Origin of the sequence: Burkholderia sp. Se-20373 (assembly GCF_017104705.1) — a bacterium.
GTDB lineage: Bacteria > Pseudomonadota > Gammaproteobacteria > Burkholderiales > Burkholderiaceae > Burkholderia.
In genome coordinates this window covers 1-24,267 of the sequence record NZ_JAAGPH010000025.1, presented here as the reverse complement: position 1 = coordinate 24,267, position 24,267 = coordinate 1, and the positions used below count along the sequence as shown (strand labels likewise).

Genomic DNA, 24,267 nt, shown 5'->3' with positions numbered 1-24,267 from the left:
GACGGTTGCCCGTCCGTCCGCACGCTGACCATGAAGACATCCAAACTTGCCATTGCCTCGCTGTTCCTGACCATCTTTGTCGATGCCGCCGGCATCGGCATCGTGTTTCCCGCGCTGACGCCGATGCTGCTCAACAACGAAACCGGCCTGTTTGCAGCGTCGGTGAGCGAGGCCACGCGCTATCAGATCTACGGCATCGTGCTGGCGCTTTATCCGCTGGCCATGTTCGCCGCGTCGCCGCTGCTCGGCGACATGTCCGATCGGTACGGCCGCAAACGGGTGTTGCTGCTGTGCCTGGGCGGCAACGCGCTCGGCATGCTCGGCACCGCTGCCGGCGTGTACGCCGGCAGTCTGTGGGGGGTGCTCGTCGGCCGCGCGATCTGCGGTCTGACCGCCGCGAGCCTGCCGGTTGCGCAGGCGGCCGTCATCGACATCAGCACGCCCGACACGAAAGCCGGCAACCTCAGCATGATCACGGCGGCGAACGGTGTGGGATTCGCGATCGGGCCGGTCATCGGTGGGGTGTTTTCCGGCACGGGCGGCGGTGCGTTCGGCGTCGCGCTGCCGTTCGTCATCGGTGCCGCCCTGGCGGCGCTCACGCTCGCGTTCGTGATCGCGTTCTTCACCGATCGTCGCGCACACGACGGCACCACGCCTGCGCGACGCACCGGCGCATGGCGGCGCATCGTCGCGAATGCGGCATCGCCGGTACTCCGTACGCCGCTCGTCATCCTCGCGGTGTTCCTGACCGGCTACTACATCTTCTTCAACTACATGTCGGCCTTTTCCCTGTTGCGGTATGGATTCGACGCGTTCTGGGAAGCGATGCTGCTGTCGTTCTACTCGGCCTGCTTCGCCGTGTCGCTGCTGTTCATCATTCCCGCACTGGCGAAGGCGTTTTCACCGCGCCAGAACCTCATGGGCAGCCTGATCGCGCAACCGGTCCTGATCGCACTGGTGATGCTGGTCGACGCCCCCGTCAGCCTCTGGGCGGCCGTGCCGCTGCTCGCGCTCGCCGTCTCCAACTGCTACGTCACGCTGCTCAGCATCGCGTCGAACCGCGCCACTGCCGACGATCAGGGGCAGGTGCTGGGCGTCGTCTCGTCGATCAATGCGCTTGCCTGGGGCGTCGCCCCGATCGTGACCTCGTTGCTGCAGCCGCACTCGATCGTCCTCCCGGTCGCGACGTCCGCGCTGGTGCTCGTGTCGGCGTGTGTGCTGGGCGGCCGCTTCTGCAACCAGGCGGTCGAACTCGAGGTCAGCCGATGAGCCCGCGTCAAGGTCATTCACCGCGAACCAACTGGAGAATTCAATGAATGCCAACACTCCCCAACTGCCTCATCCGCTGGGATTGCGGCGCGTCGTCGTGACGGGGCTCGGCCTCGTGACTCCGCTCGGCGTCGGTGTCGAACACTCGTGGCGGAACCTGCTCGCCGGTCGAAGCGGCATCACGACCATCGATCGCTTCGACACGTCGAATCTGCCTTGCAAGATCGCCGGGCTGATTCCCGCCGGCAATGCGCGCGACGGCGGCTTCGATGCGACCGAATGGGTCGAGGCGAAGGAAGTCAAGAAAATGGATCCGTTCATCGTCTATGCGATCGCGGCCGCCGCGGAAGCGCTCGACGACGCACAATGGCATCCGGACGACCGGGCGCTGCAGAATCGCACCGGCGTCATGGTCGGGGCGGGTATCGGCGGCCTGCCGGGAATCGAGGCTGGATCGCGACAAATCGAGCGCGCGCCCGGCAAGCGGCTGTCGCCGTTCTTCATTCCGTCGAACCTGATCAACCTGGCCGCCGGCCAGATTTCGATCAAGTACGGCTTTCGCGGCCCGACGCACGCAACGGTCACGGCATGCGCATCCGGTGCCCATGCGATCGGCGATGCGGCGCGCCTGATCGCGCTCGACGACGCGGACGTGATGATCGCGGGCGGCGCGGAGGCCGCCGTGTGCGAGGTCGGGATCGCCGGTTTTGCCGCGGCGAAAGCGCTGTCCACGGGCTTCAACGACACGCCGGAGCGGGCGTCGCGGCCGTGGGATGCCGACCGCGACGGCTTCGTGATGGGTGAGGGCAGCGGCATGGTCGTCCTCGAGGAATACGGGCATGCGCTGGCGCGCGGCGCCCGGATCTACGCGGAAGTGATCGGTTACGGCATGTCGGGCGACGCTTATCACATCGTCGCGCCGCCGGATGATGGCGACGGCGCGGCCCGCGCGATGCTGGCCGCCCTCAAGCGCGCGCGCATCGAGCCGGACGCCATCGACTACATCAATGCACATTCGACGTCGACGCCCGCCGGCGATCTGGCCGAGATCGCCGCGCTGAAACGCGTGTTTGGCGAGCATCTGTCCGGTGGAGCGTCGGTGTCCGCCACGAAGGCGTCGACCGGGCACCTGCTCGGCGCCGCCGGCAGCGTCGAAGCGGTGTTCGCGCTGCTGGCGCTCCGCGACCAGGTCGCACCGCCGACGATCAACCTCGATCGCCCGGCCCCCGAATGCGACGGCCTCGATCTGGTGCCGAACCGCAGCAAGTCGCGGCCGGTGCGGTACGCGCTGTCGAATTCCTTCGGCTTCGGCGGAACGAACGCCGCGCTGATATTCGGCCCTCCGCCGGCAGACGCCTGATCCAAAGGCGTGCCGGACACGCCCGTCCGGCATGCCGTTGACGCCACAGGGCATCCGTCCGGATAGTTACTTGCATATTAGAAGTCACGATGTTAGCCTTCACGCCATGAGAACGACCAGCTTTAAATCGATGGAGTGCCCGACCGCGCGCGCACTCGACTGCATCGGCGAATCGTGGACGCTCCTGATCCTGCGGGATGCGTTGCAGGGGTGCACACGCTTCGACGAATTCCAGCGCAGTGTCGGGATTGCAACCAATACGCTGACGCGCAGATTGAAACGGCTGGTCGATCAGGGCCTGCTGGAGCGCCGGCGCTACATGACGCGGCCCACGCGTTACGAGTACGTGCTGACGCAGATGGGCATCGACCTGTTCCCGCTGCTGGTCGTGCTGTTCGATTGGGGGAGCAAGTACCTCGTCAACGACGGTGTCGCGGTTCAGCAGATCGATCGGGAGAGCGGTCGGGTGTTGGAGTCCGTGGTCGTCGACAGGAATGACCTGCAGCCGATTACCGTGGATCGCGTCCTGCTCAAGGCAGGGCCGGTCGCGTCGGCCGCCGTGCATGAACGTGTCGAGCAGGTGCGCGAGCTGCGCGAAAGTGCGTCGGGCAGCTAACCGCTCCCGTACCGTCGGCACCAGCCGGACTCGCCCCGAGTACCGGCCATGAAATACCGGATCGACCCGCGCGGGCGCCGCTTGTCGGCGGGCGAGCGCGGTGTTTCCGATGGTGTTGATGCGTGCTTGCGTTCGAGATCAGTGAAGAGTCAATACGGAGTTTGAATTGGTAGACGAATTCATGCCTATCCTTCAATCGCAGACGATGGAGGAACTCGGGGCCCACGTGGGAAGTTTCTGCCGCGAGGCCGGATACCAAACTTATATGTATTCGGTTGTCTCGTCCGCGTCCGCCGGCGAGACCGCCTTCAGTCACATCATCTCGAACTGCCCGGCCTGGCAGGATGTCTACACCGAGCGCCGCTACGCGAACATCGACCCGATACTCGCCCACGCACGCACGTCCTCGCTGCCGCTGCGATGGGAGCGCGCGATGTACAGCTCCGGCGAGCAGCGGTGCCTCGAAGCGGACGCGCGTCGCTTCGGTCTCGTTCACGGCCTGAGCTTGCCGGTGCGCGGCCATCGCGGCGACATCGGCGTGCTGAGTGTGGCATCCGACGGCTCTGAAGGCATCCCGGCGCACGACCTCGGCCAGACCGCGAAACTCAGTCTGCTTTGTGCGTACATCGAGGAAAAGGTCACCATGATCGCGCGGGAAACCAAAGGGCAGGGCACCACGCGGATGTCGGGCATGAGCTCACGCGAACGGCAATGCCTGCAATGGTGTTCCGCCGGCAAGACGAGCTGGGAGATCGGCGAGATTCTCGGCATCACCGAGCGAACCGTGAATTTTCATATCGGCAATGTCGTTCGGAAACTCAATGCCAAGGGCCGTCGTCATGCGGTGACGAAGGCCATCTCGCTCGGGCTGCTGTGCGTTTGACAAGCACGCGTCGGTTGTCTTGCGGCTTGGGTCTGATTGTTCCGTCAAGCTCGCGGAGGGAAACGGAACAGTCATCAATCGGCGGCACTCGGGTCCTGACTGCGGTTAGCGTCCTTCGCCCGGTGTCCCGACATCGATCGCGTCTTGAGCGTGCCGTCGGCTACGTCCTGAATGACCTTGAATCGGTCCAGTTCGCGCATCGTCATGGTGATCGTCCCAGTCGCGTTCATCGCCGGCGCTCCCAAGGGTGCAGACGATCAACCTACAGGCCAAAACACGACATTTCTAAATGGCTAGAACACGACATTAGGATATGGCTGCTACAAGCGAAATTGTCGATAATGTTGATTATGTCAAATACGATATTTCAGCCCCAAACCTCGCGGCAAGCAGCCTTCAACCGGCCGCTGCCGCACTTTTGAGCGCCCTCGACACACTCAGGAAACCGGATTCATCCACTCCGTCAGTCCTTCGCGCGCATTCAATTCCAGGAACGTCGGCAACGCGCGAAGCGCGTGGATATAGCGCGTCAGATTCACCCACGTCGTTGCCGGACGCGGCATGTTGCGCGTCCAGCGCATGAGCATCAGCGCCAGGAAGTCGACCGTGCTCAACCGGTCGTTGATCAAATACGAACGGCCATCGGACAGCAGCGTGTCGAGATGCGCCATCGCCCCCTCGACTTGCCCCTGTGAAAAAACCTTCACCATGTCAGCGCACCGCGGGTCACCATCCGTCTCCGCATAAAACCAGTTTCGCATCGCCGGCAAGACCGAATTGGCGAGATAGATCATCATCTCGAACCACTCGGCACGTTCAGGCGAGCCCGGATGCGGAGCCAGGCGCGGCTCCGGATGACGTTCGGCGAGCAGCATCAGCAACGCGGCCGATTCGGTCCGCGGCACGCCGTCGACGACCAGCGTCGGCACTCGGCCCGCGGGATTCAACCGCAGGTACTCGGGAGCATGCTGCGCCCCGGTATCGATATCGACGAGGCGCGTTTCGAACGGCACGCCGAGTTCGATCAACATCCAGTGCACGGCCATGCTTGCCGCGCCGGGCGAGTAATACAGAACGTAGGACATGGTCTGAATTCGTCTCCTTGAATTGAAATGTCGGTGAACCGGCTGCGCGGCAATCGCATTTAATCAACACAACGCTCGACAATCACCTGTCGAAGCGACCTCACTCCCCCACCACCTCCGCCTGACGATCGTCCCGCTTCGCCACCGTCACCCGCTGGCCACGTCGCCCGACCGACGCCACGACCCGAAACGCCACCGGCGCGAACACGAGCCCGAACACCGTCGCCGCCAGCACGCCGCCGAACGCGCCCGTGCCGATCGACCGTCGGCTTTCCGCCCCCGCGCCCGTTGCCAGCACGAGCGGCACGACGCCCAGCAGGAACGCCATCGACGTCATCACGATCGGCCGGAATCGCGCGGCGGCCGCGTCGACCACCGCCTGCCGCAACGGCACGCCATGCACGACCAGGTCACGCGCGTACTGCACGATCAGGATCGCGTTCTTCGCCGCCAGCCCGACCACGGTAATCATCCCGACCTTGAAATACACGTCGTTCGGCATGCCGCGCGCGAGCGCCGCCGCGATCGCCCCCATCATGCCGAGCGGCACGATCGTCAGCACGGACAGCGGAATCGTCCAGCTTTCGTACAGCGCAGCCAGCGCCATGAAAACCGCGAGCACCGACAGCCCGACGAGCAGCGGCGTCTGCCGCGCGGCGACCTGCTCCTCGCGCGCCGCATCGACCCAGTCGAAGCCGATCCCGGCCGGCAGCGCAGCGGCAAGCCGCTCCATCTCCGCCATCGCCGCGCCCGAACTCGTGCCGGTCGCCGCCCGGCCGCTGATGTCGAGCGACGGATAGCCGTTGTACCGGTTCAGCATCACCGGCCCGATCGTCCAGTGCGGCGCGGCAATGGCCGACAGCGGCACCATGTCGCCGGTACGGTTCGGCACGGTCAGCGCCATCAGTTGCGTATCGGTCGCGCGTGCCTCCGGATCGGCCTCGATGATCACCCGCCGCATCCGGCCCGACGCCGGAAAGTCGTTGATGTAGTTCGAGCCGAACGTGCCGCCCAGCAGCCCCGCGATCCGCTCGAACGGCACGCCGAGCGCATACGCCTTCGCGCGATCGACATCGAGCTCGATACGCGGTGCATCCGGCAGGTCCTCGAAATGCACGGCCGAGAGCAACGGGCTCGCCTTCGCGCGTTCGGCAAGCTGCTCACGGGCCGCCTTCAACGCATCGAGCCCGACTCCGCCGCGATCCTCGAGCCGGAACGTGAAGCCGTCCGAATGCCCGATGCCGCGCACCGAAGGCGGCAGCGCCGCCTCGACGTTGCCGTCGAGGATCGCACTGAACCGCCCGTTGAGCCGGTCGCGCAACGCCATCGCATCGACGTCGCGCTTCGCCCAGTCCTTCAGTTCCACGAACGCCATCCCGACGTTCTGCCCGCTGCCGACGAAACTCCAGCCGATCACGCTCGTCACGTTCGCAATCGCCGGCTCCCCGCGCAGGATCGCCTCCACCCGCTCGACGACCGCGAGCGTGCGCGCCTGCGTGGCGCCGGCCGGCAACTGGATCATCACCTGCAGTTGCCCCTGGTCCTCGGTCGGCAGGAAGCCGCCCGGCATCATCCAGTACAGCAGCCCGCATCCGACCACGAGCGCCGCGTAGACCACCACGACCATGCCGGTGCGGCGCACCGCAAACACGGCGACGCGGCGATAACCGGTTTCGGCGCGCGCGAAAGCCGCACCGAACCGGTCGGCCAGACGCGTGCCGATGCCGCGTCGCCGCGCACGGCCTGCGCCGCCATCGTGTCGCGCGACCGGCTTCAGCAGGTTCGCGCACAGCGCGGGCGTGAGCGACAGCGCCATGAACGACGACACCAGCATCGACGCGATCATCGCGACCGCGAACTGCCGGTAGATGCCGCCGACGCTGCCCGGGAAAAATGCCATCGGCACGAATACGGCGGTCAGCACCGCGGTCACGCCGACGATCGCCCCGCCGATCCGTTTCATGGCCCGGCGCGTGGCGTCGCGCGGCGACACGCCCTCCTCCATCACGCGGTGCACGCTCTCGACGACGACGATCGCATCGTCGACCAGGATGCCGATCGCCAGCACGAGGCCGAACATCGTGAATACGTTGATCGACAGCCCGAACGCCCACATCGCGACGAACGCGCCCATCAGCGTGACCGGAATCACGACGGTCGGCACCAGCGTGTAGCGCAGGTCGCGCAGGAACAGCCACATCACGCAGAACACCAGCACCACGGCCTCGACCAGCGTCAGCACCACTTCGTGGATCGCGATCTTGACGAAGTGCGCGCCGTCGAACGGAATCTCGACCGCGACGCCCGGCGGCAGCGTCCGCGAGAGTTCCGCGAGCCGTGCGCGGATTGCATTCGACGTTTCGAGCGCGTTGCCGCGCGGGCCGAGCTGGATGCCGACCGTCGCAGCCGGCCGGCCGTTCAGCCGCGAATAGAACGAATAGTCGTCACGGCCGATCTCGACGCGCGCGACATCGGCCACACGCACCACCGAGCCGTCCTGTTTCGACTTCAGCACGATCCTGCCGAACTCCTCGGGCGACGTGAGCTGGCCCTTGACCACGACCGTCGCGGTGAGCTGCTGGCCGCGCACGAACGGCGCATCGCCGATCGCGCCGGCCGTGACCGTCGCGTTCTGCGCGCTGATCGCCGTGATCACGTCGTCGGCGCCGAGATCGTATTCGCGCAACTTGACCGGATCGAGCCAGACCCGCAGCGCCTCGTCGGCATCCCACAGCTCGGCCGCACCCACCCCCGGCGCGCGCTTCAGCTCGCGCAGCACGTAGCGGTTCAGGTAGTCGCCGAGCTGCGCGGAATCGCGCGTGCCGTCGGTCGATGTCAGCGTGACGAGCATCAGGAACGTGTTCGCCGCCTTGAACACGCCGATCCCCTGCTGGACGACCTGCTGCGGCAGCCGCGGCTCGACCTGCTTCAACCGGTTGTTGACGTCGACGAGCGCGATGTCCGGATCGGTGCTGGGCGAAAACGTCACGTCGATCTCGAGGTTGCCGTGGCCGTCGCTGCTGGTCTCGTAGTACAGCAGCCCGTCGGCGCCATCGAGGCTTTCCTCGATGATGCTGCCGACGTCGGCATCGACCGTCTCGGTCGACGCGCCGGGATAGGACGCGGTGATCACGACCCGTGGCGGCGCCAGGCGCGGATACTGCGCGATCGGCAGTTGTGGAATGGCCAGCACGCCCGCCACGACGATCGCGAGCGCGACGATCCACGCAAAGACGGGACGGTCGATGAAGAATGACGGCATCGGCGAGGGTCCGCGAACGCGCTACAGCGTGAGCTCGAACGAACGCGCGAGCAGCCCCGGCAGCTGCGCGCCTCCGGTGGCGCGCTCGCCGTACGTGTCGTCGCTCGCGAGCAGCGCCGGTGCCGCGCCAAGTTGCTCGAGCTCCGAGCCGAACAGCCGATAGAAGCTGTCGTCGAACCGCATCGCGTCGACCGGCGCGACGATGCGCCCGCCTTCGACCCAGAACGTCGCGAACCGCGTCATCCCCGTCATCCGGCATGCGATCGGGTCGGAGAAGTTCAGGTACCAGAGGTTGCCGACGTAGAGCCCCGTGTCGAGCGCGGCCAGCACGTCGGCATCGGCGAGCGTGCCGCCGGCGATCGTCAGCGACTGCGGCGTTTCGGCGTTGTCCGCACCGTTCGGCGTGCCCCCTTGCTCGCGTGCGGTGCGGGCGCAGACGAGCTGCCCGGCGCCCCGCCCTTCGACGACGAGCGGCACGCTGTCGCGCCGGTAGCCGTCCGCGTTGAACGCCGGCGCGATCCCCAGCGAGAAATCCTCGGTGATCGACACGCGCGGATCGAGCGCGACCTCGCCGGCGTACAGGCGATGCAGCGGGCTGCGGGCGCTCGCCACCGCGCGCGCCGAAAAGCCGCTCCAGCCGAGCAGGCTCGTCATCTCGTGAATGGCGTCCGGCGCGAAATACGCACGGTAGCGCCCGGGCGCAAGCGCCTTCGGCGCGCGGCCGAGCACGGGCAACCGCGCCGCGGCCGCGTCGACCTTCGCCGCGAACGCCGCATCGCGCCAGTCGTCGCCCGCATAGACGGTCTTGATCGCGCGGCCGCTCGGGTCGTACAGCGACCAGCTGAAGTTGAAATTCTCGACCTCGTACCAGCCGCGGCTGCCGGTCGACGACGCGAAGCCGCGCGCCAGCGTGCCGCCCGCGTAAAAGCCGACGAAGTCGAGCCCGCGCGCGCATTCGGCCACGATTCGCGCGAGCGCGTCCGCATTCGGCAAGCGCCCGGTGCGGCGCGTTTCCTGCACCCACGACGCGGTATCGAACAGCAGATGCGGATCGTCCTGCGCATCGCGCAGGCCGTCACGCAGCACGGCAAGCGCGTCCGCCAGTTCGCGCAGATCGGCCGCCGGATCGCCGCAGACGGTCAGCGCCGAGTGCGCCTGCCGCGCCCCGTCGATGAGCCGCACGGACAGCCGCCCCTGCGTGACGCGCCCGGTCTGGCGAATCCTGCCGCCATTGAAACGGATGAAGTCGGACGTTTCGCCGGAAAAGCCGAGCAGGACAGTTTCGGTCGGCGTGGTCAGCCGCTGCGCGTCGTCGGCGAGCCGGGCGAAATACGCGTGCCAGTCGATTCCGGCCTGGCGGGCCATCGGATCGAATCCCGTCATCACGCGCCTCCGAAGACGTCGACGCCGGCGAACACGCAGGCCGGCGCGGCATGCCCGACACGGATGATCTGCGCGGGTTCGCCCTTCCCGCAGTAAGGCGTGCCGTAGATGCCGAACGTGCTGGCATCGCCGACCGCGCGCAGGCTGCGCCAGAACTGGGCGGAGATGCCGCGGTAGTTCGGACGCTTGACGACCTGCGTGAGCCGGCCATTCTCGATCAGTCGCCCGAATTCGCAGCCGAACTGGAATTTGTTGCGGTGGTCGTCGATCGACCAGGACGTGTTGGTGCGCATCAGGATCCCGTGCTCGGTGCCCGCGATCAGCGCATCGAGCGACTGGTCACCGGGCTCGACGTTCAGGTTCGCCATCCGGTCGATCGGCGCGCGGTTCCAGCTCGACGCGCGCGAGTTGGCGACGCCCGGCAAGCCCGCGCGCTGCTGCGACAGCGCCCCGCCGAGCAGCCGTTCGAGCACGCCGTTGCGGATCAGGTACTGCTTGCGCGCCGGCGTGCCGTCGTCGTCGAATGCGTAGGACGCGGCTTCGGCCGTCGGCTCCGGATCGAACGTGACGTTCAGCAGCGGCGAGCCATATTGATAGTGGCCGACCATCTCCGGCCTGACGAAGCTCGATCCGGCGAAGTTGCGCTCGTCGCCGAGAATCCGGTCGAGTTCGAGCGGATGGCCGATCGACTCGTGGATCTGCAGCATCATCTGATCCGGCATCAGCAGCAGGTCGCGCCGGCCGGTCGGGCAGTTCGGCGCGGCGAGCAACTGCAGCGCCTCGTTGGCCACGCGCGCGCCGGCGCCGTCGAAGCCGTAGCGCGCGAGCACGTCGATGCCGCCCTGCGCCAGCGTGCCCGATTGGCCGAGCGAGCGCGTCTGCGTGTCGCCGTCGCCATGGGCGACGGCCTGCAGCTCGGGCATCAGGAAGCGGAAGCGCTGGTCGATCCGTACGCCGTCGCTCGTCACGTAACACTGCTCGGTGTGCACGATCATCACGCTCGCCGAACGCTCGACGATGCGTGCGCCGAGGTTTGCCGCCGCGCATTCGTGCGCGAGACGCTCGATCCACTCCGCGCGCGACGGCAGCGCCGCATCGACATCGGGCGACGCATAGGTGCCGCTCGCCTGCGGACGCGCAGCGTGGCGATGATCGACCAGCGCCCACGGCGCGCTGGCCCGGGCCCGCGCGGTCGCGATGTCGAGCGCCGCCTGCAGCCCGGCCGGGGACAGGTCGGGCGTCGCCGCATAGCCGGCGCCCGTGCCGGCCCAGGCCGTCAGCATCGCACCGCGCTCGCGCGTGCGCGAAAACGGCTGCGCGACGTCGTTGCGCACCGCGTGCTCGTCAATCGTCTCGTCGACGATGCGCAGCGACCAGAAATCGGCGTCGCTGCGCAACCCCTGCGCCGCCTGCACGGCTCGGGCACCCGGCGCCCGGTTCTCATCAATCATCGGTTCTCTCTTGCTGCTCCTGCGGGCCGCGCTCAGGCGCCAGCATGGACGACGCGAGCAGCGCCCGCGTATACGGATGGGATGGCGCGTGCAGCACGTCGAGCGTCTCGCCCGCCTCGACCACGCGCCCCGCCTTCATCACGATGACCCGGTGGGCCATCGCGCGCATCACGGCCAGATCGTGCGTGATGAACAGGTAGCTGAGTTTGTACTTCTTTTGGAGATTCGTCAGCAGATTCAGCACCTGCTTCTGGATCGACACGTCGAGCGCGCTCGTCGGCTCGTCGAGCACCAGCAGTTCCGGCTCCACAGCCAGCGCCCGTGCGATCGCGATCCGCTGCCGCTGGCCGCCGGAAAACTCGTGCGGATAGCGCAGCATCGCCTCGGGCGGCAGGCCCACCTCCTGCAGCAACGCGGCGATCCGCGCCCGCCGCGCGTCGCCGGCCACCTGCGGCCGATGCACGCCCAGCCCCTCGCCGACGATCTGCTCGACCGTCATGCGCGGCGACAGCGAGCCGAACGGATCCTGGAACACCACCTGCATGCGCCCGTACAGCGTGCGCCGGCCCTGCGTCGTGCGCAGCGACGCCAGCGGCATGCCATCGATCTCGATCCCGCCCGACGCCGGCCGCTGCAGCCCGAGCACGGCCGACGCGAGCGTCGATTTCCCCGAGCCCGACTCGCCGACGATCCCGAGCGTTTCGCCGCGCTTCAGGCTCAGCTGCACGTCGTGCACGGCGCGGAACGTCGTCTTGCCGAGCACCGAGCGCCAGCCCTTTGCCGCGATGCGGTAGTCGACCGCGAGGTGCTGCACGTCGAGGATCGTCTGCGCGCCGGCGGCAACCGGCTCGACCGCCCGTTGCGGCGCGCTGTCCAGCAGCCGGCGCGTATACGGATGCTGCGGCGCCGCGAACAGCGCGGCGGTCGTGTTGGTCTCCACCAGCACGCCCTTCTCCATCACGGCCACACGCTGCGCGAAGCGCCGCACGAGGTTCAGGTCGTGCGTGATCAGCAGCACGGCCATCCCGCGTGCGGCGGCCTCCTGCTCCTGCAGCTCGATCAGCAGGTCGACGATCTGCTGGCGCACCGTCACGTCGAGCGCGGTGGTCGGCTCGTCCGCCAGCAGTAGCCGCGGCCGGCACGCCAGTGCCATGGCGATCATCGCGCGTTGCCGCTGCCCGCCCGACAATTGATGCGGGAAGCTGTCGATGCGTCGCTCCGGCTCCGGAATCCCGGTGCGCCGCAGCAGTGCGATCCCGCGCTCGCGCGCATCGCCCGGACGCAGCCCCTCGTGCAGCCGCAGGCTCTCGGCGATCTGCTTGCCGATCGTATACAGCGGATTGAGCGCGGTCATCGGCTCCTGGAACACCATCGCGATGTCGGCGCCGCGAATCCCGCGCATCTGCTGCTCGGTCTTCGCGAGCAGGTCCTCGCCGTCGAACAGCATCCGCCCCGACAGCGTCGCCTGCTGCGCGAGCCGCAGGATCGACAGTGCGGTCACGCTCTTGCCCGATCCCGATTCGCCGACGAGCGCCACGCGCTCGCCGCGGCCGATCGACAGGCTCAGGTCCTGTACGGCCGCACTCGCGCCGAAATGCGCGGAAAACCCGTCGATCTGCAGCAACGGTCTCGTCATCACCGCCCTCCGCCGAATGCCGAACCGCGCGTGCGCGTATCGAGCGCGTTGCGCAGCGCATCGCCCATGAAGGTGAGCAGCAGCAGCGTGACCACCAGCGCCGCGAACGCCGCGACCGAGATCCACCACGCATCGAGGTTGTTCTTGCCCTCCTGCAGCAGCTCGCCGAGGCTCGGGGTCGGCGGCGGCACGCCGAGGCCGAGGAAATCGAGGCTCGTCAGCGACAGGATCGCCGCGCTCATCCGGAACGGCAGGAACGTGATCACCGGCGTGAGGCTGTTCGGCAGCACGTGGCGCCACATGATCTGTGCGTTGGTCAGCCCCATCGTGCGCGCCGCTTTCACATAGTCGAGCGCGCGGTTGCGCAGGAATTCGGCACGCACGTAATCGGACAGCACGAGCCAGCCGAACATCGACAGCAGGATGAACAGCAGCCACAGCGACGGCGTGAAGATCGATGCGAAAATGATCAGCAGGTACAAGTCGGGCAACGCGCTCCAGATCTCGATCAGGCGCTGCCCGACCAGGTCGGTGCGGCCGCCGTAGAAGCCTTGCAGCGCGCCCGCCAGCACGCCGACCAGCACGCCCGATACGGTCAGTGCGAACGCCATCAGCACCGACAGCCGGAACCCGTAGAGCAGCCGCGCAAGCACGTCGCGCCCGAACTGGTCGGTGCCGAGCCAGTTGCTCGACGACGGCGGCGCCGGATACGGCCGCGACGCGAAATAGTCGATCGTGTCGTAGCGATAGCGGTTCGGCGGATAGATCGCGAAATTGCCGTGCGACTCGATCTTCGTGCGGATATACGGATCGAGATAGTTCGTCATCGCGGGAAAGTCGCCGCCGAACGCCGTCTCCGGATAGTCCTTCACGATCGGGAAGTCATAGTGCCCTTCGTAGCGCACGATCAGCGGCCGGTCGTTCGACAGCAGGTCCGCACCGAGGCTGAGCGCGAACAGCACCGCGAAGATCACGAGGCTCCAGTAGCCGAGCGGCTGCGCGCGAAAGCGCAGCCACGTGCGCCGCCACGGCGACGGCGACGCCGCGCACGCGGCGCAGGCCGGGTCAGTGGTCCAGGCGGTTGAACTGGATACGGGGGTCGACGAGGACATAGCAGATATCCGCGATGAGTTTGGTCAGCAGGCCGATCAGCGTGAACAGGAACAGCGAGCCGAGCACGACCGGATAGTCGCGGCGGATCACCGAGTCGTACGACAGTTGCCCCATGCCGTCGAGCGAGAACAGCGTCTCGATCAGCAGGTTGCCGTTCAGGAACGCGCCGACGAACGCGGCCGGCAGCCCGGTGAGCAACGGGATCGCCGCATTGCGCAGCACGTGCTTCCACAGCACGTCGCGCTCCGGCGCGCCCTTCGCGCGTGCGGTCAGCACGTACTGCCGCCCGATTTCCTCGAGGAACGTGTTCTTGGTCAGGATCGTGACGATCGCGAAGTTGCCGACGACCGACGCCGTCACCGGCATCACGACGTGCCACAGATAGTCGAGCGCCTTGCCGATCAGCGTCAGGTCGTCGAAGTTGTCGGACGTGAGCCCGCGCATCGGGAACACCTGCCAGAACGTGCCGCCGCCGAACAGCATCAGCAACAGCACGCCGAGCACGAAGCCCGGCACCGCGTAGCCGGCCAGCACCAGCACGCTCGTCACGGTGTCGAACCGCGACCCGTTGCGCACCGCCTTCGCGATGCCGAGCGGCACCGACACCAGGTACGTGAGGATCACCGTCCACATCCCGAGCGTGATCGACACCGGCAGCTTCGAGCGGATCACCGCCCACACGCTGCGGTGCGCGAAATAGGACTGGCCGAGGTCGAACGTTGCATAGCTTTTCAGCATCAGCACGTAGCGTTCGAGCGGCGGCCTGTCGAAGCCGAACTGCTTGCGGATCTGCTCGATCTGCTGCGGGTCGACGCCCTGGCTGCCGTGGTAGCCGCCTGCGCCGCCCGCCTCCCCGCCGCGCGCGCTGCCGTGGCGCAACTGCGCGAGCACCTGTTCGACCGGGCCGCCCGGCACGAACTGCGTGACCGCGAACGTGATCGTCACCACCCCGATCAGCGTCGGGATCATCAGCAGCAAGCGCCTGAGTATGTATGCCAGCATCGTCGTTCCTCCGTCAGGCGGCCGGCGCGGGTTTCGCCGCCGGTTGCTTCACGTACCAGTAGTCGATGATCCAGTCCTCGTATTGATAGGAGTCCGGCACGATAGACGGATGACCGAGCGTCGCCTTGTACGCGATCCGCGCATTCGGCAGGTAATACTGCGGAATCAGCGCGTACAGGTTGATCAGCACGCGGTCGAGCGCGTGCGTGGCCGTCTCGAGATCGTCGAGCGTGTCGGCCGCGAGCGCCGCGCGGATCAGCGCATCGACGGCCTTCGATTTCACGCCCGGATAGTTCTCGGAGCCCGGCTGCGACGCGGCCGCACTGCCGAAGCGGCGCGTCAGCTCCGCACCCGGAATCGTCACCGGCAGGTAGATGTAGGTCGTCATGTCGTACTCGAAATTGTCGAGCCGCTTCAGGTAGAGCGCGCTGTCGATCTCGTGCAGGTAGGCTTGAATGCCAAGCATCGCGAGCGCCTGCGTGTACGGCAGGATCAGGCGGTCCATGCCGGGCTGGTCGTCGATGATCTCGATCGTCATCGGCGTGCCGTTCGCGTCGCGCAGCGCCCCGTCGCGGTAATGCCAGCCGGCCTGCGCGAGCAGGTCGCGCGCCTCCTTCAGGTTCGCGCGCAGCGAGTTCGGCGGCAGCGTCGACGGCTGCCGGACCATCGGGCCGAACACCTCGGGCGGCAGCGTCGAACGGAACGGTTCGAGCAGCGCCAGCTCCTTCCCGCTCGGCATGCCCGATGCCGCGAACGGGCTCGCCTCCCAGAAGCTGTTGGTGCGGCGATACTGCCCGTAGAACATCATCCGGCTCATCCAGTCGAAATCGAACGCCAGCGCGAGCGCATGCCGCACCCGCACGTCCTGGAACATCGGCTTGCGCATGTTCATCAGGAAACCCTGCATCTGCGCGGGGCCGTCGGGAAACTCGCCGCGCGTCAGCATGCCGTTGCGAAAATTCTTGCCGACGTACTTGCGCGCCCACTGCGTCGCGCTGTATTCCATGCGCGCGTCGATGTCGCCGGCCTTGAACGCTTCGAGCGCCGTGTATTGATCCAGGTACAGCTTGAACGACACGTGCGCGAAGCGGAACATGCCGCGTCGCGACGGCAGGTTCGCTGCCCAGTAGTGCGGGTTACGCACGTAGCTGATCTGCTTGTCGTTCCTGCGCTGGTCGATCAGGTACGCGCCGCTCGCGATCGGCGGCACGTTCGCGATCTGGTCGAACGGCGGCCGCGTGCCATCCGCGCGCTGCCCCCACTTCGGCGAGAACACCGGCAGGTCGCCCGCGATCAGCGCGGCGTCGCGCTCCGCGTGCTTGAATTCGAAGCGCACCGTTTGGCCGTCGACCACCATCGCGCGCTTGATGATCGCGAACTGCGCGTTGTACAGCGGCGACGCCTGCGGGCTCGACAGCGTGTCGAACGAATATTTGACGTCGGCCGCGGTGATCGGGTCGCCGTTCGAGAAGCGTGCGGCCGGGTTGATGTGAAACGTCGCCGACAATCCGTCGGGCGCGATGTCGACGTCGTCGGCGATCAGTGCGTATTCGGATGCGAGCTCGTCCCAGCTGCGCTGCATCAGCGTGTCGAACATCAGGTTCTTGATGTCCGGTGCGGGCGCGCCGCGCACGAGAAACGGGTTCAGCGAATCGTAGCTCTGCGCTTCGTCGTAGTTCTCGAACCGGAGCGTGCCGCTGTCCGGCGCATCCGCATTCGCGTAGTCGAAATGCGTGAAGCCCGGCGGATACTTCGGATGGTCGTATTGCGAAATCGCCGGCACCGCGAGCGCGGCCTGCGGCATGACGCCGCCCGACACGAGCCACACGGCGCACGCGAGCAGCGCGGCGCGCGTGGCAGTACGCATCCGCCCGTGCGTGCGCGTCAGGTGCGAGTGGCGCGGCACGCGTGCCCGTCGCCCATTCAACAGTCTCATGGTCAGTCTGTCCGGAAGCGTGCGGGTGCGAAGCCTGCACGCAATCGATGCCCGTGCCGGACGCCGCATACGGCCGCGTCCCGCGGATGGTTCGTGCTGGTCACGATCGGATGAACTGCACCGCCGCGCGTCCCGGTTGCGGGCCGTCGTGGCGCCAGGTGAAAAAAGGCCGCCCCGAAAAGGGGGGTAGTGGACGTGGAGCGGCCTGTCCCAAACCTGTCAGTGCATCGCGATCGCCATCAGAACTTGTACGTCGCGCCGACCTGCGCGAACCTGCCGATGTACGAGTACACCGACGTGTCGTACCCGCTCTGGCTCAGCGTGCCGTTCGCGAAGATCGGGTCGTACGGCGGCGTGCGGTTGAAGAGGTTGTCGATGCCGCCGTAGATCGTCCAGTTCTTGAAGCCCGTGTACGTCACCATCAGGTTGAACTGGCTGTACGAACCGACCTTGCTCGGCTCGGGCATCAGGTTCTGCGCGTACGGGCCCGTGAACTGCCACGTCAGCGCCGCATCGAACTTCCGGTAGTTCCAGTCCAGCGTCGTATTGCCGCGCCAGCGCGGGAAGCTGCCGCCGAACGGCTGCGTGATCGTGAAGTTGTTGCCTGCGCCGTTGACCGGCGCGGCGCCCGGGAAGCCGATCTTGTAGCTGTTGACGTAAGCCCAGTCGCCCGACAGCGTAATCGTGCCCCAGCCCTTCAGCGGCAGGCCCTGGCGGAACGTGCCTTCGAAGCCGTTCGTGTCGAGGTAGCCGAGGTTCTGGTACGGAATCACCTTGTACAGCAACTGGCCGGTCGTCGGGTCGGTCACGACCTGCGATGGCTTGCCCTGGCCGATCACGTTGTCGATGCGGATCTTGTACCAGTCGAAGCCGAGGTCGGTGTAACGGCTCGGCGAGACCTGGAAGCCGATATTGAGGTTGCGCGTGCGTTCCGGCGCGAGGTTCGGGTTGCCGACGGTGATCGACGTGTAGTTCTGGCCGGTGGCCGGATCGACCTGGATCCCGAGCGTCTGCGACTTGCTGTCCTCGACGAAGGTCGGCGCGCGGAAGCCGCGGTTGTACGACGTATACAACGTGAGCGCCTTGATCGGCTGGTACCGCAACGCGAAGCGCGGCGAGAAAGCCCCGCCCACGTCGGTGTAGTGATCGTAGCGGCCTGCCTGGCTGAACGTCAGGTTCTCGATGATCGGTATGTTGATCTGGTAATAGATGGCCGCGACGTTGCGCTGGCCATCCACCGTCTCGAGGTCCGGTGAGACGACGGCCCCGCTCAGGTATTCGGAGCCCGGCGTCAGCGTTTCGCTCTGGTGCGTGAACTGCGCGCCGAAGCCGATGCCGACGTCGCCGGCCGGCAGATGGAACAGGTTCGGCGTCGACAGCGTCGCATCGATCGTGTCGAGCTTCGAGATGCCGAGGTTGTTCGCTTCCTGGAACAGCCCGTTGAATGCGTTCGGCGTCGCGGCCGGGTTCGCGAAATTCAGCGTGCCGTTCTGGTAGATGTTGTTCAGCGCGTTCACGTTCAGCTGGTTCGTGAACACGTTCGACACCGTGCTCTGCGAATGGCTGACCGACGTCGCCCAGTCCCAGTCGCCGTACGGCAACGTGAACGAGCCCTTGATGCCGGCGGCCGCCCGCCAGTAGTTGGCCCAGGTCTTTTGCGCGACCGTGTTCGGAAACGCATAGGTGAGCGGCGTGGCCGCGCCGGTCGTGTTGTACGGGTTGCTGACCGGCACCGTGTAGTTGAACGGCGACAGCAGCTTCGTCTGCGGATTCCAGACGAGCGCCGGGTTCTGCGAGTTGCCGATCACGTTGTTCCACAGGCCGTCGTTGGTCGTGGTCGTGTTGTAGCTCTCCATGAAGTCGGCGAACGCGGTCGTCTTGTCGTCGATCTTGAAGTCACCATGGAGCTTCGCGTTCAGGCGCTCGGTCATCGGCAGGATCGACGTGCTTTCCGCCGTGTTGTACCCGCAGATGGTGCCCGGCAACCCGGCCGACAGCGAATTCGGCGCGGCCGGATGAACCGAGCCGCCGAACGGGCAGCCGCCGGTCAGCGCCTGCGCACTGCCGTCGGGCATGTTCCAGTAGGACGGCGCGAGCAGCGAGAAGCCGCCCGGCTTGCCCGTGAAGTCCTGGTTGCGCGTGGAATCCCGATCGGCCAGCGTGAAGCCGTTCGACTTGTAGTAGCTGAGCGCGGCCGTCACGTTGAAGCGGTCGGCGTTCAAGTCGCCGAAGCCGCCGAGCACGCCGAATTTCATCGTGCCGTCGCCGTTGCCGGCGTTGATCGCGCTGCCGAGGCTGCCGTCGAGCTGCAGGCCGCGGAAATTGTGTTTCGTGATGATGTTGACGACACCGCCGATCGCGTCCGAACCGTACTGCGACACGGCGCCCGTCTTCACGATTTCGATCCGCTCGATGTCGTTGAGCGGAATCGTGTTGAGGTCGAAGAACGAATCGACGCTGTTCGAGAAGAACGCATACGGCGCGACACGCTGGCCGTCGACCAACACGAGCGTGTACTTCTCCGAGAGGCCGCGAAGTGCAATGCCGGCCGCGCCGGCCGCGAAGTTGCCCGATTGCCCTTCGCCCCAGCTGTTCGCCGAGTTGGCTGCCGCATCGCGCAGGAAGTCGGCGACGGTCACCGCGCCGCTGGCCTGGATTTCCTTCGGCGTGATCGTCTGCACCTGCTGGAAACCCGTCTTGTCGGCTTGCCGGATCAGCGAGCCCGTCACTTCGAACCGCTTGATCTGCGCGACCTTGCCCTGCCCGTTCGCGGCGGGTGCGGCAGGCGTCGCGTCGGCCGCTGCACCGGGTGCCGCAGCGTCCGGTGCGGCGGCGCTGCCCGCCGTGTCGCCCGCCTGTGCGACGGTCACGGGCGCGCCGCTCGCGACCGCATCCGCGATCGCGACGGCGCCCGGCGCCGGCTGGCTCTGGGCGAACGCCGGCGGCGCCAGTACGGCCGTCAACGCGAGTTCCGCCCAGACTATCCTCTTGATGGCCAACGCCAACACTCTCTGCTTCATCTTGTTCCCTCTCGCTCGTAGTAAGACCCCACCTGCTGTGCGCCGGAACCTTGTGAATTCCTTGCGCGTCCTGGGTGCCCGTGTACCGGAACCCGCGATTGCCACGCTATCGACTGCCACGACTCGAACGGATCGGCCTCGTAGCACCAGCGCCATTCAGCATCACCGTCTTGTTCTATTTTGATTCGTCATACTAAGCACCTACATTGAGCGCATTGCCTGCTTCTTCCCGATTCGACAAACAGCGGGTTTAGTACAACGCGAACCTGTGTGCGCGCCGTACCGCCCCCTCTTCCGTCGACCGGGTACTTCTCCTTCCTGCCGGCCACCTTCGCTAGAACAGCCTGGGCGTGCCGACCCAGACGATCACCGCCTCTTCGTCGGCCGTATTGCGCCACGCATGCGGCATCGTCGATTCGTAATGCGCGGTATCGCCCTCGTTCAGCGTGAACGTGCAATCCTCCAGCGTCAGCGCCAATTGCCCGCGCAATACGTAGACGAACTCCTCGCCGGCATGCGTCGTCATCTCGGACGGCAATTGCCCCGACGGCATCCGGACGAGAATCGCGTCGAGCTTGCGGCTGTCCACCGGGTTCGTCAGCCTGGCGAACCGGCTGGCCGAGTTCGTGAACTGGAAATACTGCAGCGCGTTGCCGCGGCATACCGAGCGCGCTTCCGTCGGCGTGTCGATGAAGTACTGCATCGTCACGCCCAGCGCCTTCGCGATCCGCACCAGCGACGTGATCGACGGCGTCGCCCGCCCGCGCTCGACCTGCGACAGGAACGGCTTCGAAATGCCGGCGATCGTCGACGTTTCGTCGAGCGTGAGCTTCAGGCGCTGGCGCAACGCCCGGATCTTGTTGCCGAGCGACACGGCGACGAGCACCGACTCATCAGGGGGCAAAACCATGGAAAGACGGTCCCTCGCAGTCGAAATCGGTTTGATGTCGTCAAGCCCCGACCGATGCCGTGACGCAGCCGGCCCGGCACGATCCCCCGCCGCACGCTGTCGCGACGTGCAAGCACCGCGCGGTGCGGCCGCGCACCGGCGCCGTGCGGCCGCGCGGCACTCGCCCATTTCATTCGGTTTACTAATTAACAAGGTTTCCCCTTTCCATCGGCTGACCTGCCCGTCGTGCATGGGTGCGATCGCGGCGGCACACCGCTTTCCGACCGCTCGCGTTGCGCGCGGCCGTGTACTTCCGTTGCGTTACCGTGAGGCCACCACCGTCCAGAGCCGTGCCAGATCACCGGAACCGTCGGTGCCCTTGACCGTGCGCAGCACCTGGACCGCACGCGCCTTCTGGCCGGCCAAGTAATACGCCTCGCCGAGCCGCAGCCGCGCCGCGTCGGGATGCTCGAGCCCGCCCTTCGCGATCGCCTGCTCCATCATCGGCAGCCCCTGCTGCGCATGACCCTCGAAGACGAGGTTCATGCCCGCATCGATCGGCGCTGCCGGCGTCGTGGCGTCTGCGCCCGATTGCGCGCGCTTCGCCGCGAGCGTCTGCAGCCGCTTCTCGCGGTCCGCCTGCGCGTCCTTGCCGAGTACGCCGGATGCGAACCCCTGGTCGATCACCTGCTTGCCCTCGGCGGGCGAGCCCGCCACCAGCGCGAGCTGCGTCATTTCCATGTATGCGTTGGCGGTCGTGAGCGAGCCCGTCGCCCGCCGCAGCCGGTAGATGTCGAGGTCGAGCGTCGGCAGATACCCGGGGTTGCCGCGAATGGCCGTGACCATTTCGTCCCAGTACGCGGGGCTCGGGTGATAAGCGACCAGCAGCCCGAGCGCACTGCGATACGCGTTGCCGTCCTTCACTTTCTGCGCGCAGGTCGCCAGCATCTGCAACTGCCCTTCATCCGGTGCGTGTCCGCCATTCGCCTGCGCGTCGGTGCTCGCTTTCAACTGGTTCACGAGCGGAGCGCAATCGTTTGACAGGTAGTAAGACTGCGTGAGCAGCGTGCGCATTTCCGGATCCGAGCCACCCGCCTTCAGGTAGCGCTGCGCGACGCGGATCGCCAGCGGGTAGTTCTTCTGCTGGAAGTAGATGCCGGCGAGCGCCGCCGTGGTCCGTTGCTCGTCGTCGCCCGAGAGCCGCCCCGCGTTCAGCACGCTCTCGTACGCTTGCGCGGCCGTACCCGAGTCGCCGGCCGCCATCGCTGCCGCGCCGCGCATTTCTTCCACGACGGTGGTTTCGTATGGCGTCCGGTTCGGCACGGCGGCCGCCTGCGCGATCTTGCTCAGCGCGTCGCGATACTTGCGTGCGCGGTACAGCTCCTGCGCGGCCGCCAACGGTTTCGCCACGTCCGGCCGCAGCGCGTCCGCCGGCAGCGCCGGGCGTCCGAGCAGGGCCGCCGCGCCGAGCGCCGTCACCGCCATCATCCGTTTCAGTCGTCGCGGGTTCATCGGCTCGTCCGTGTCGTCATTGCATGAACTGTTCGTTACCGATCAGGCCGATCTTGGTCGCGCCCACGCGTTGCGCGGCGGCGAGCACCGCGGCCACGTCCTTGTACGGCACCAGCTTGTTGGGGCGCAGATGGATCTCCGCCTGCACGGGTTCCGCCGCCACCTGGGTCAGTTTCGACTCGAGCGCCGCGCGGTCCGGCACCGGTGCGCCGTTCCATGTCGTCGTGCCGTCGAAGTCGATGTCGATCTGCACGATTTCCGGCGGCGCGGCCGGCGGCGGCGGATTCCCCACCGGCAGGTCCATCTTTACCGAATGCATCTGAATCGGGATCGTGATGATCAGCATGATCAGCAACACCAGCATCACGTCGATCAGCGGCGTGGTGTTGATATCGACCATCACTTCCGGTTCGGCATTGCTCCCGCCCGAAGGCACATTCATTCCCATCGTCGACTCCTGTCGACCCACGTTAGCGCTTTAGCGCTTTAGCGCTTACGTGGGCCCCATGCTTCGCGGTCGATCCACGTTAGCGCTTCAGCGCTTACGCGGATCCCATGCTTCGCGGTCGACCAGCGTCAGCGCTCCACCACTTGCCGCCAGCCCCCTGCTTCCCTCGATTCCGCTGCGCGACTATCCCCCGCGCGCCGGCGGCTCCGTAATGAACGACAGCTTCGCAATCCCCGCGCGCTCGCACATCGTGACCACCCGACCGATGAACTCATAACGCGTGTTCTGATCGCCCCGCACGTGGACGCTCGGCTGCGGCTGCTGCTGCGACACGTCCTTCAGCTTCGCGAGCAGGGTCGTGGCATCCACCAGCTGTTCGCCCCAGAAGAAATCGCCATCGCGGTTCACCGCGATCTCGATGCTCTTCGGCGTCGTCTGCAGCGGCTGCACCGTCTCCTTCGGCAACTGAAGCCGGATCGTGTGCGTCACGACCGGAATCGTGATCAGGAAGATGATCAGCAACACCAGCATCACGTCGACGAGCGGCGTCGTGTTGATGTTGGCGATCACCTCGTCGCTATCGTCCTGCCCGACGTTCATGGCCATCGCGCGTCTCCGTCAGCCGGTCAGTTCGCGAGCGACGCCGCGGCCGGCGACGACGACGCGCGTACCGGGCGCCGATTGCCGGCCAGCAGCACGGTATGCAGCTGCGCGCCGAAGTTGCGCACCCGCTCCATCACCGACTTGTTGCGGCGGACCAGGAAGTTGTAGCCAAGCACCGCCGGCACGGCGACGGCGAGGCCGATCGCGGTCATGATGAGCGCCTCGCCCACCGGGCCCGCGACCTTGTCGATCGACGCCTGCCCGGCGATGCCGATGGCCGTCAGCGCGTGATAGATCCCCCAGACCGTGCCGAACAGCCCGACGAACGGCGCGGTGGAGCCCACCGTGGCCAGGAACGCGAGCCCGTCCTGCATCCGGTTCGACACGTTCGTGATCGAGCGCTCGACCGACACGTCGATCCACGTGTTGCGGTCCACCGCTTCCAGCAGCGCGTCTTCATGATGCTCGCCGGCCTCGATCGCCGTTTCGGCGATGAACCGGAACGGCGACGCCTCGTCGAGCAGCTTGGCGCCCTCGGCCAGCGACGGCGCGGTCCAGAGCTGCGCATCCGCCAGCTTCGCGCGGCGATTGGCGCGCAATTGCTCCAGGAACTTCGTGATCATGATGTACCAACTGCCCATCGACATGATCACCAGCAGGATCAGCACGAAACGGGCGACGAAATCGCCGTTCTTCCATAGCGCACCGAGCCCGTACGGATTCTCGACGGCTTCCGTCGTGGCCGGCGCGGGCGGCGGAGCCGGCTCGGCGGCCGGGGCCGGTGCGGCCGACGGCGTCG

Annotated in this window: 19 protein-coding genes; 4 read left to right on the top strand and 15 right to left on the bottom strand. The window is 66.7% G+C overall.

From position 1 onward, the window contains the following. Window positions 1-30 precede the first annotated feature (30 nt). The 4 genes from G3N96_RS11535 to G3N96_RS11520 all read left to right on the top strand — a co-directional run bounded on the left by G3N96_RS11535 (window position 31) and on the right by G3N96_RS11520 (window position 4,128). Window positions 31-1,269 carry an MFS transporter gene (locus G3N96_RS11535; protein WP_206137290.1) on the top strand — a complete coding sequence of 413 codons (1,239 nt, stop codon included), beginning with the start codon at window positions 31-33 and terminating at the stop codon, window positions 1,267-1,269. A 76-nt stretch (window positions 1,270-1,345) separates the two neighbouring features. Continuing rightward, window positions 1,346-2,629 (top strand): beta-ketoacyl-ACP synthase II, encoded by a 1,284-nt coding sequence (gene fabF / locus G3N96_RS11530; RefSeq protein WP_206137315.1) that lies wholly within the window; start codon window positions 1,346-1,348, stop codon window positions 2,627-2,629. Window positions 2,630-2,735: 106 nt separating this feature from the next. Then, complete coding sequence (locus tag G3N96_RS11525) at window positions 2,736-3,245, top strand: helix-turn-helix domain-containing protein (RefSeq protein ID WP_089425478.1); 510 nt, start codon at window positions 2,736-2,738, stop codon at window positions 3,243-3,245. 166 nt (window positions 3,246-3,411) lie between these two features. Next, window positions 3,412-4,128 carry a LuxR family transcriptional regulator gene (locus G3N96_RS11520; RefSeq protein WP_124584253.1) on the top strand — a complete coding sequence of 239 codons (717 nt, stop codon included), beginning with the start codon at window positions 3,412-3,414 and terminating at the stop codon, window positions 4,126-4,128. Between the two features lie 74 nt (window positions 4,129-4,202). Here G3N96_RS11520 and G3N96_RS11515 read toward each other — a convergent pair whose 3' ends face one another. The 15 genes from G3N96_RS11515 to G3N96_RS11445 form a co-directional block, all read right to left on the bottom strand. Beyond that, a complete protein-coding gene (locus G3N96_RS11515) occupies window positions 4,203-4,358 on the bottom strand; it encodes a hypothetical protein (protein ID WP_206137317.1) in 156 nt (51 codons plus the stop codon). Window positions 4,359-4,565: 207 nt separating this feature from the next. After that, on the bottom strand, window positions 4,566-5,213 hold the full coding sequence (locus G3N96_RS11510; protein WP_206137289.1) for a glutathione S-transferase: 648 nt from the start codon (window positions 5,211-5,213) through the stop codon (window positions 4,566-4,568). Window positions 5,214-5,313: 100 nt separating this feature from the next. Next, window positions 5,314-8,475: a multidrug efflux RND transporter permease subunit gene (locus G3N96_RS11505; protein WP_206137288.1), complete on the bottom strand. Its 3,162-nt coding sequence runs from the start codon at window positions 8,473-8,475 to the stop codon at window positions 5,314-5,316. A 21-nt stretch (window positions 8,476-8,496) separates the two neighbouring features. Beyond that, window positions 8,497-9,858, bottom strand: coding sequence for a metallopeptidase TldD-related protein (locus G3N96_RS11500; protein ID WP_206137287.1), 1,362 nt, complete (start codon window positions 9,856-9,858; stop codon window positions 8,497-8,499). Further along, window positions 9,858-11,309, bottom strand: a complete 1,452-nt coding sequence (locus G3N96_RS11495) for a TldD/PmbA family protein (protein ID WP_206137286.1) — start codon at window positions 11,307-11,309, stop codon at window positions 9,858-9,860. The genes G3N96_RS11500 and G3N96_RS11495 overlap by 1 nt, the downstream gene beginning before the upstream one ends. After that, complete coding sequence (locus tag G3N96_RS11490) at window positions 11,302-12,945, bottom strand: dipeptide ABC transporter ATP-binding protein (protein WP_206137285.1); 1,644 nt, start codon at window positions 12,943-12,945, stop codon at window positions 11,302-11,304. Before G3N96_RS11490 ends, G3N96_RS11495 begins: the two co-directional genes overlap by 8 nt. Then, window positions 12,945-14,057 (bottom strand): ABC transporter permease, encoded by a 1,113-nt coding sequence (locus G3N96_RS11485; protein WP_206137284.1) that lies wholly within the window; start codon window positions 14,055-14,057, stop codon window positions 12,945-12,947. The genes G3N96_RS11490 and G3N96_RS11485 overlap by 1 nt, the downstream gene beginning before the upstream one ends. After that, window positions 14,011-15,060: an ABC transporter permease subunit gene (locus G3N96_RS11480; protein ID WP_089494911.1), complete on the bottom strand. Its 1,050-nt coding sequence runs from the start codon at window positions 15,058-15,060 to the stop codon at window positions 14,011-14,013. The genes G3N96_RS11485 and G3N96_RS11480 overlap by 47 nt, the downstream gene beginning before the upstream one ends. A gap of 13 nt (window positions 15,061-15,073) precedes the next feature. Next, window positions 15,074-16,996 (bottom strand): extracellular solute-binding protein, encoded by a 1,923-nt coding sequence (locus G3N96_RS11475; RefSeq protein WP_206137283.1) that lies wholly within the window; start codon window positions 16,994-16,996, stop codon window positions 15,074-15,076. 239 nt (window positions 16,997-17,235) lie between these two features. Further along, complete coding sequence (locus tag G3N96_RS11470) at window positions 17,236-20,016, bottom strand: TonB-dependent receptor (RefSeq protein ID WP_206137282.1); 2,781 nt, start codon at window positions 20,014-20,016, stop codon at window positions 17,236-17,238. Between the two features lie 334 nt (window positions 20,017-20,350). Then, the gene (locus G3N96_RS11465) at window positions 20,351-20,926 is read right to left on the bottom strand and encodes an XRE family transcriptional regulator (protein ID WP_124583462.1); all 576 of its coding nucleotides are present in this window, start codon (window positions 20,924-20,926) and stop codon (window positions 20,351-20,353) included. A gap of 300 nt (window positions 20,927-21,226) precedes the next feature. Beyond that, window positions 21,227-22,393: a tetratricopeptide repeat protein gene (locus G3N96_RS11460; protein WP_241022598.1), complete on the bottom strand. Its 1,167-nt coding sequence runs from the start codon at window positions 22,391-22,393 to the stop codon at window positions 21,227-21,229. A gap of 40 nt (window positions 22,394-22,433) precedes the next feature. Then, window positions 22,434-22,865 carry a biopolymer transporter ExbD gene (locus tag G3N96_RS11455; protein ID WP_089440151.1) on the bottom strand — a complete coding sequence of 144 codons (432 nt, stop codon included), beginning with the start codon at window positions 22,863-22,865 and terminating at the stop codon, window positions 22,434-22,436. Between the two features lie 183 nt (window positions 22,866-23,048). Then, window positions 23,049-23,471 (bottom strand): biopolymer transporter ExbD, encoded by a 423-nt coding sequence (locus G3N96_RS11450; protein ID WP_124583458.1) that lies wholly within the window; start codon window positions 23,469-23,471, stop codon window positions 23,049-23,051. Window positions 23,472-23,491: 20 nt separating this feature from the next. Beyond that, on the bottom strand, window positions 23,492-24,267 hold a 776-nt coding region (locus tag G3N96_RS11445), incomplete at its 5' end, for a MotA/TolQ/ExbB proton channel family protein (protein WP_206137281.1).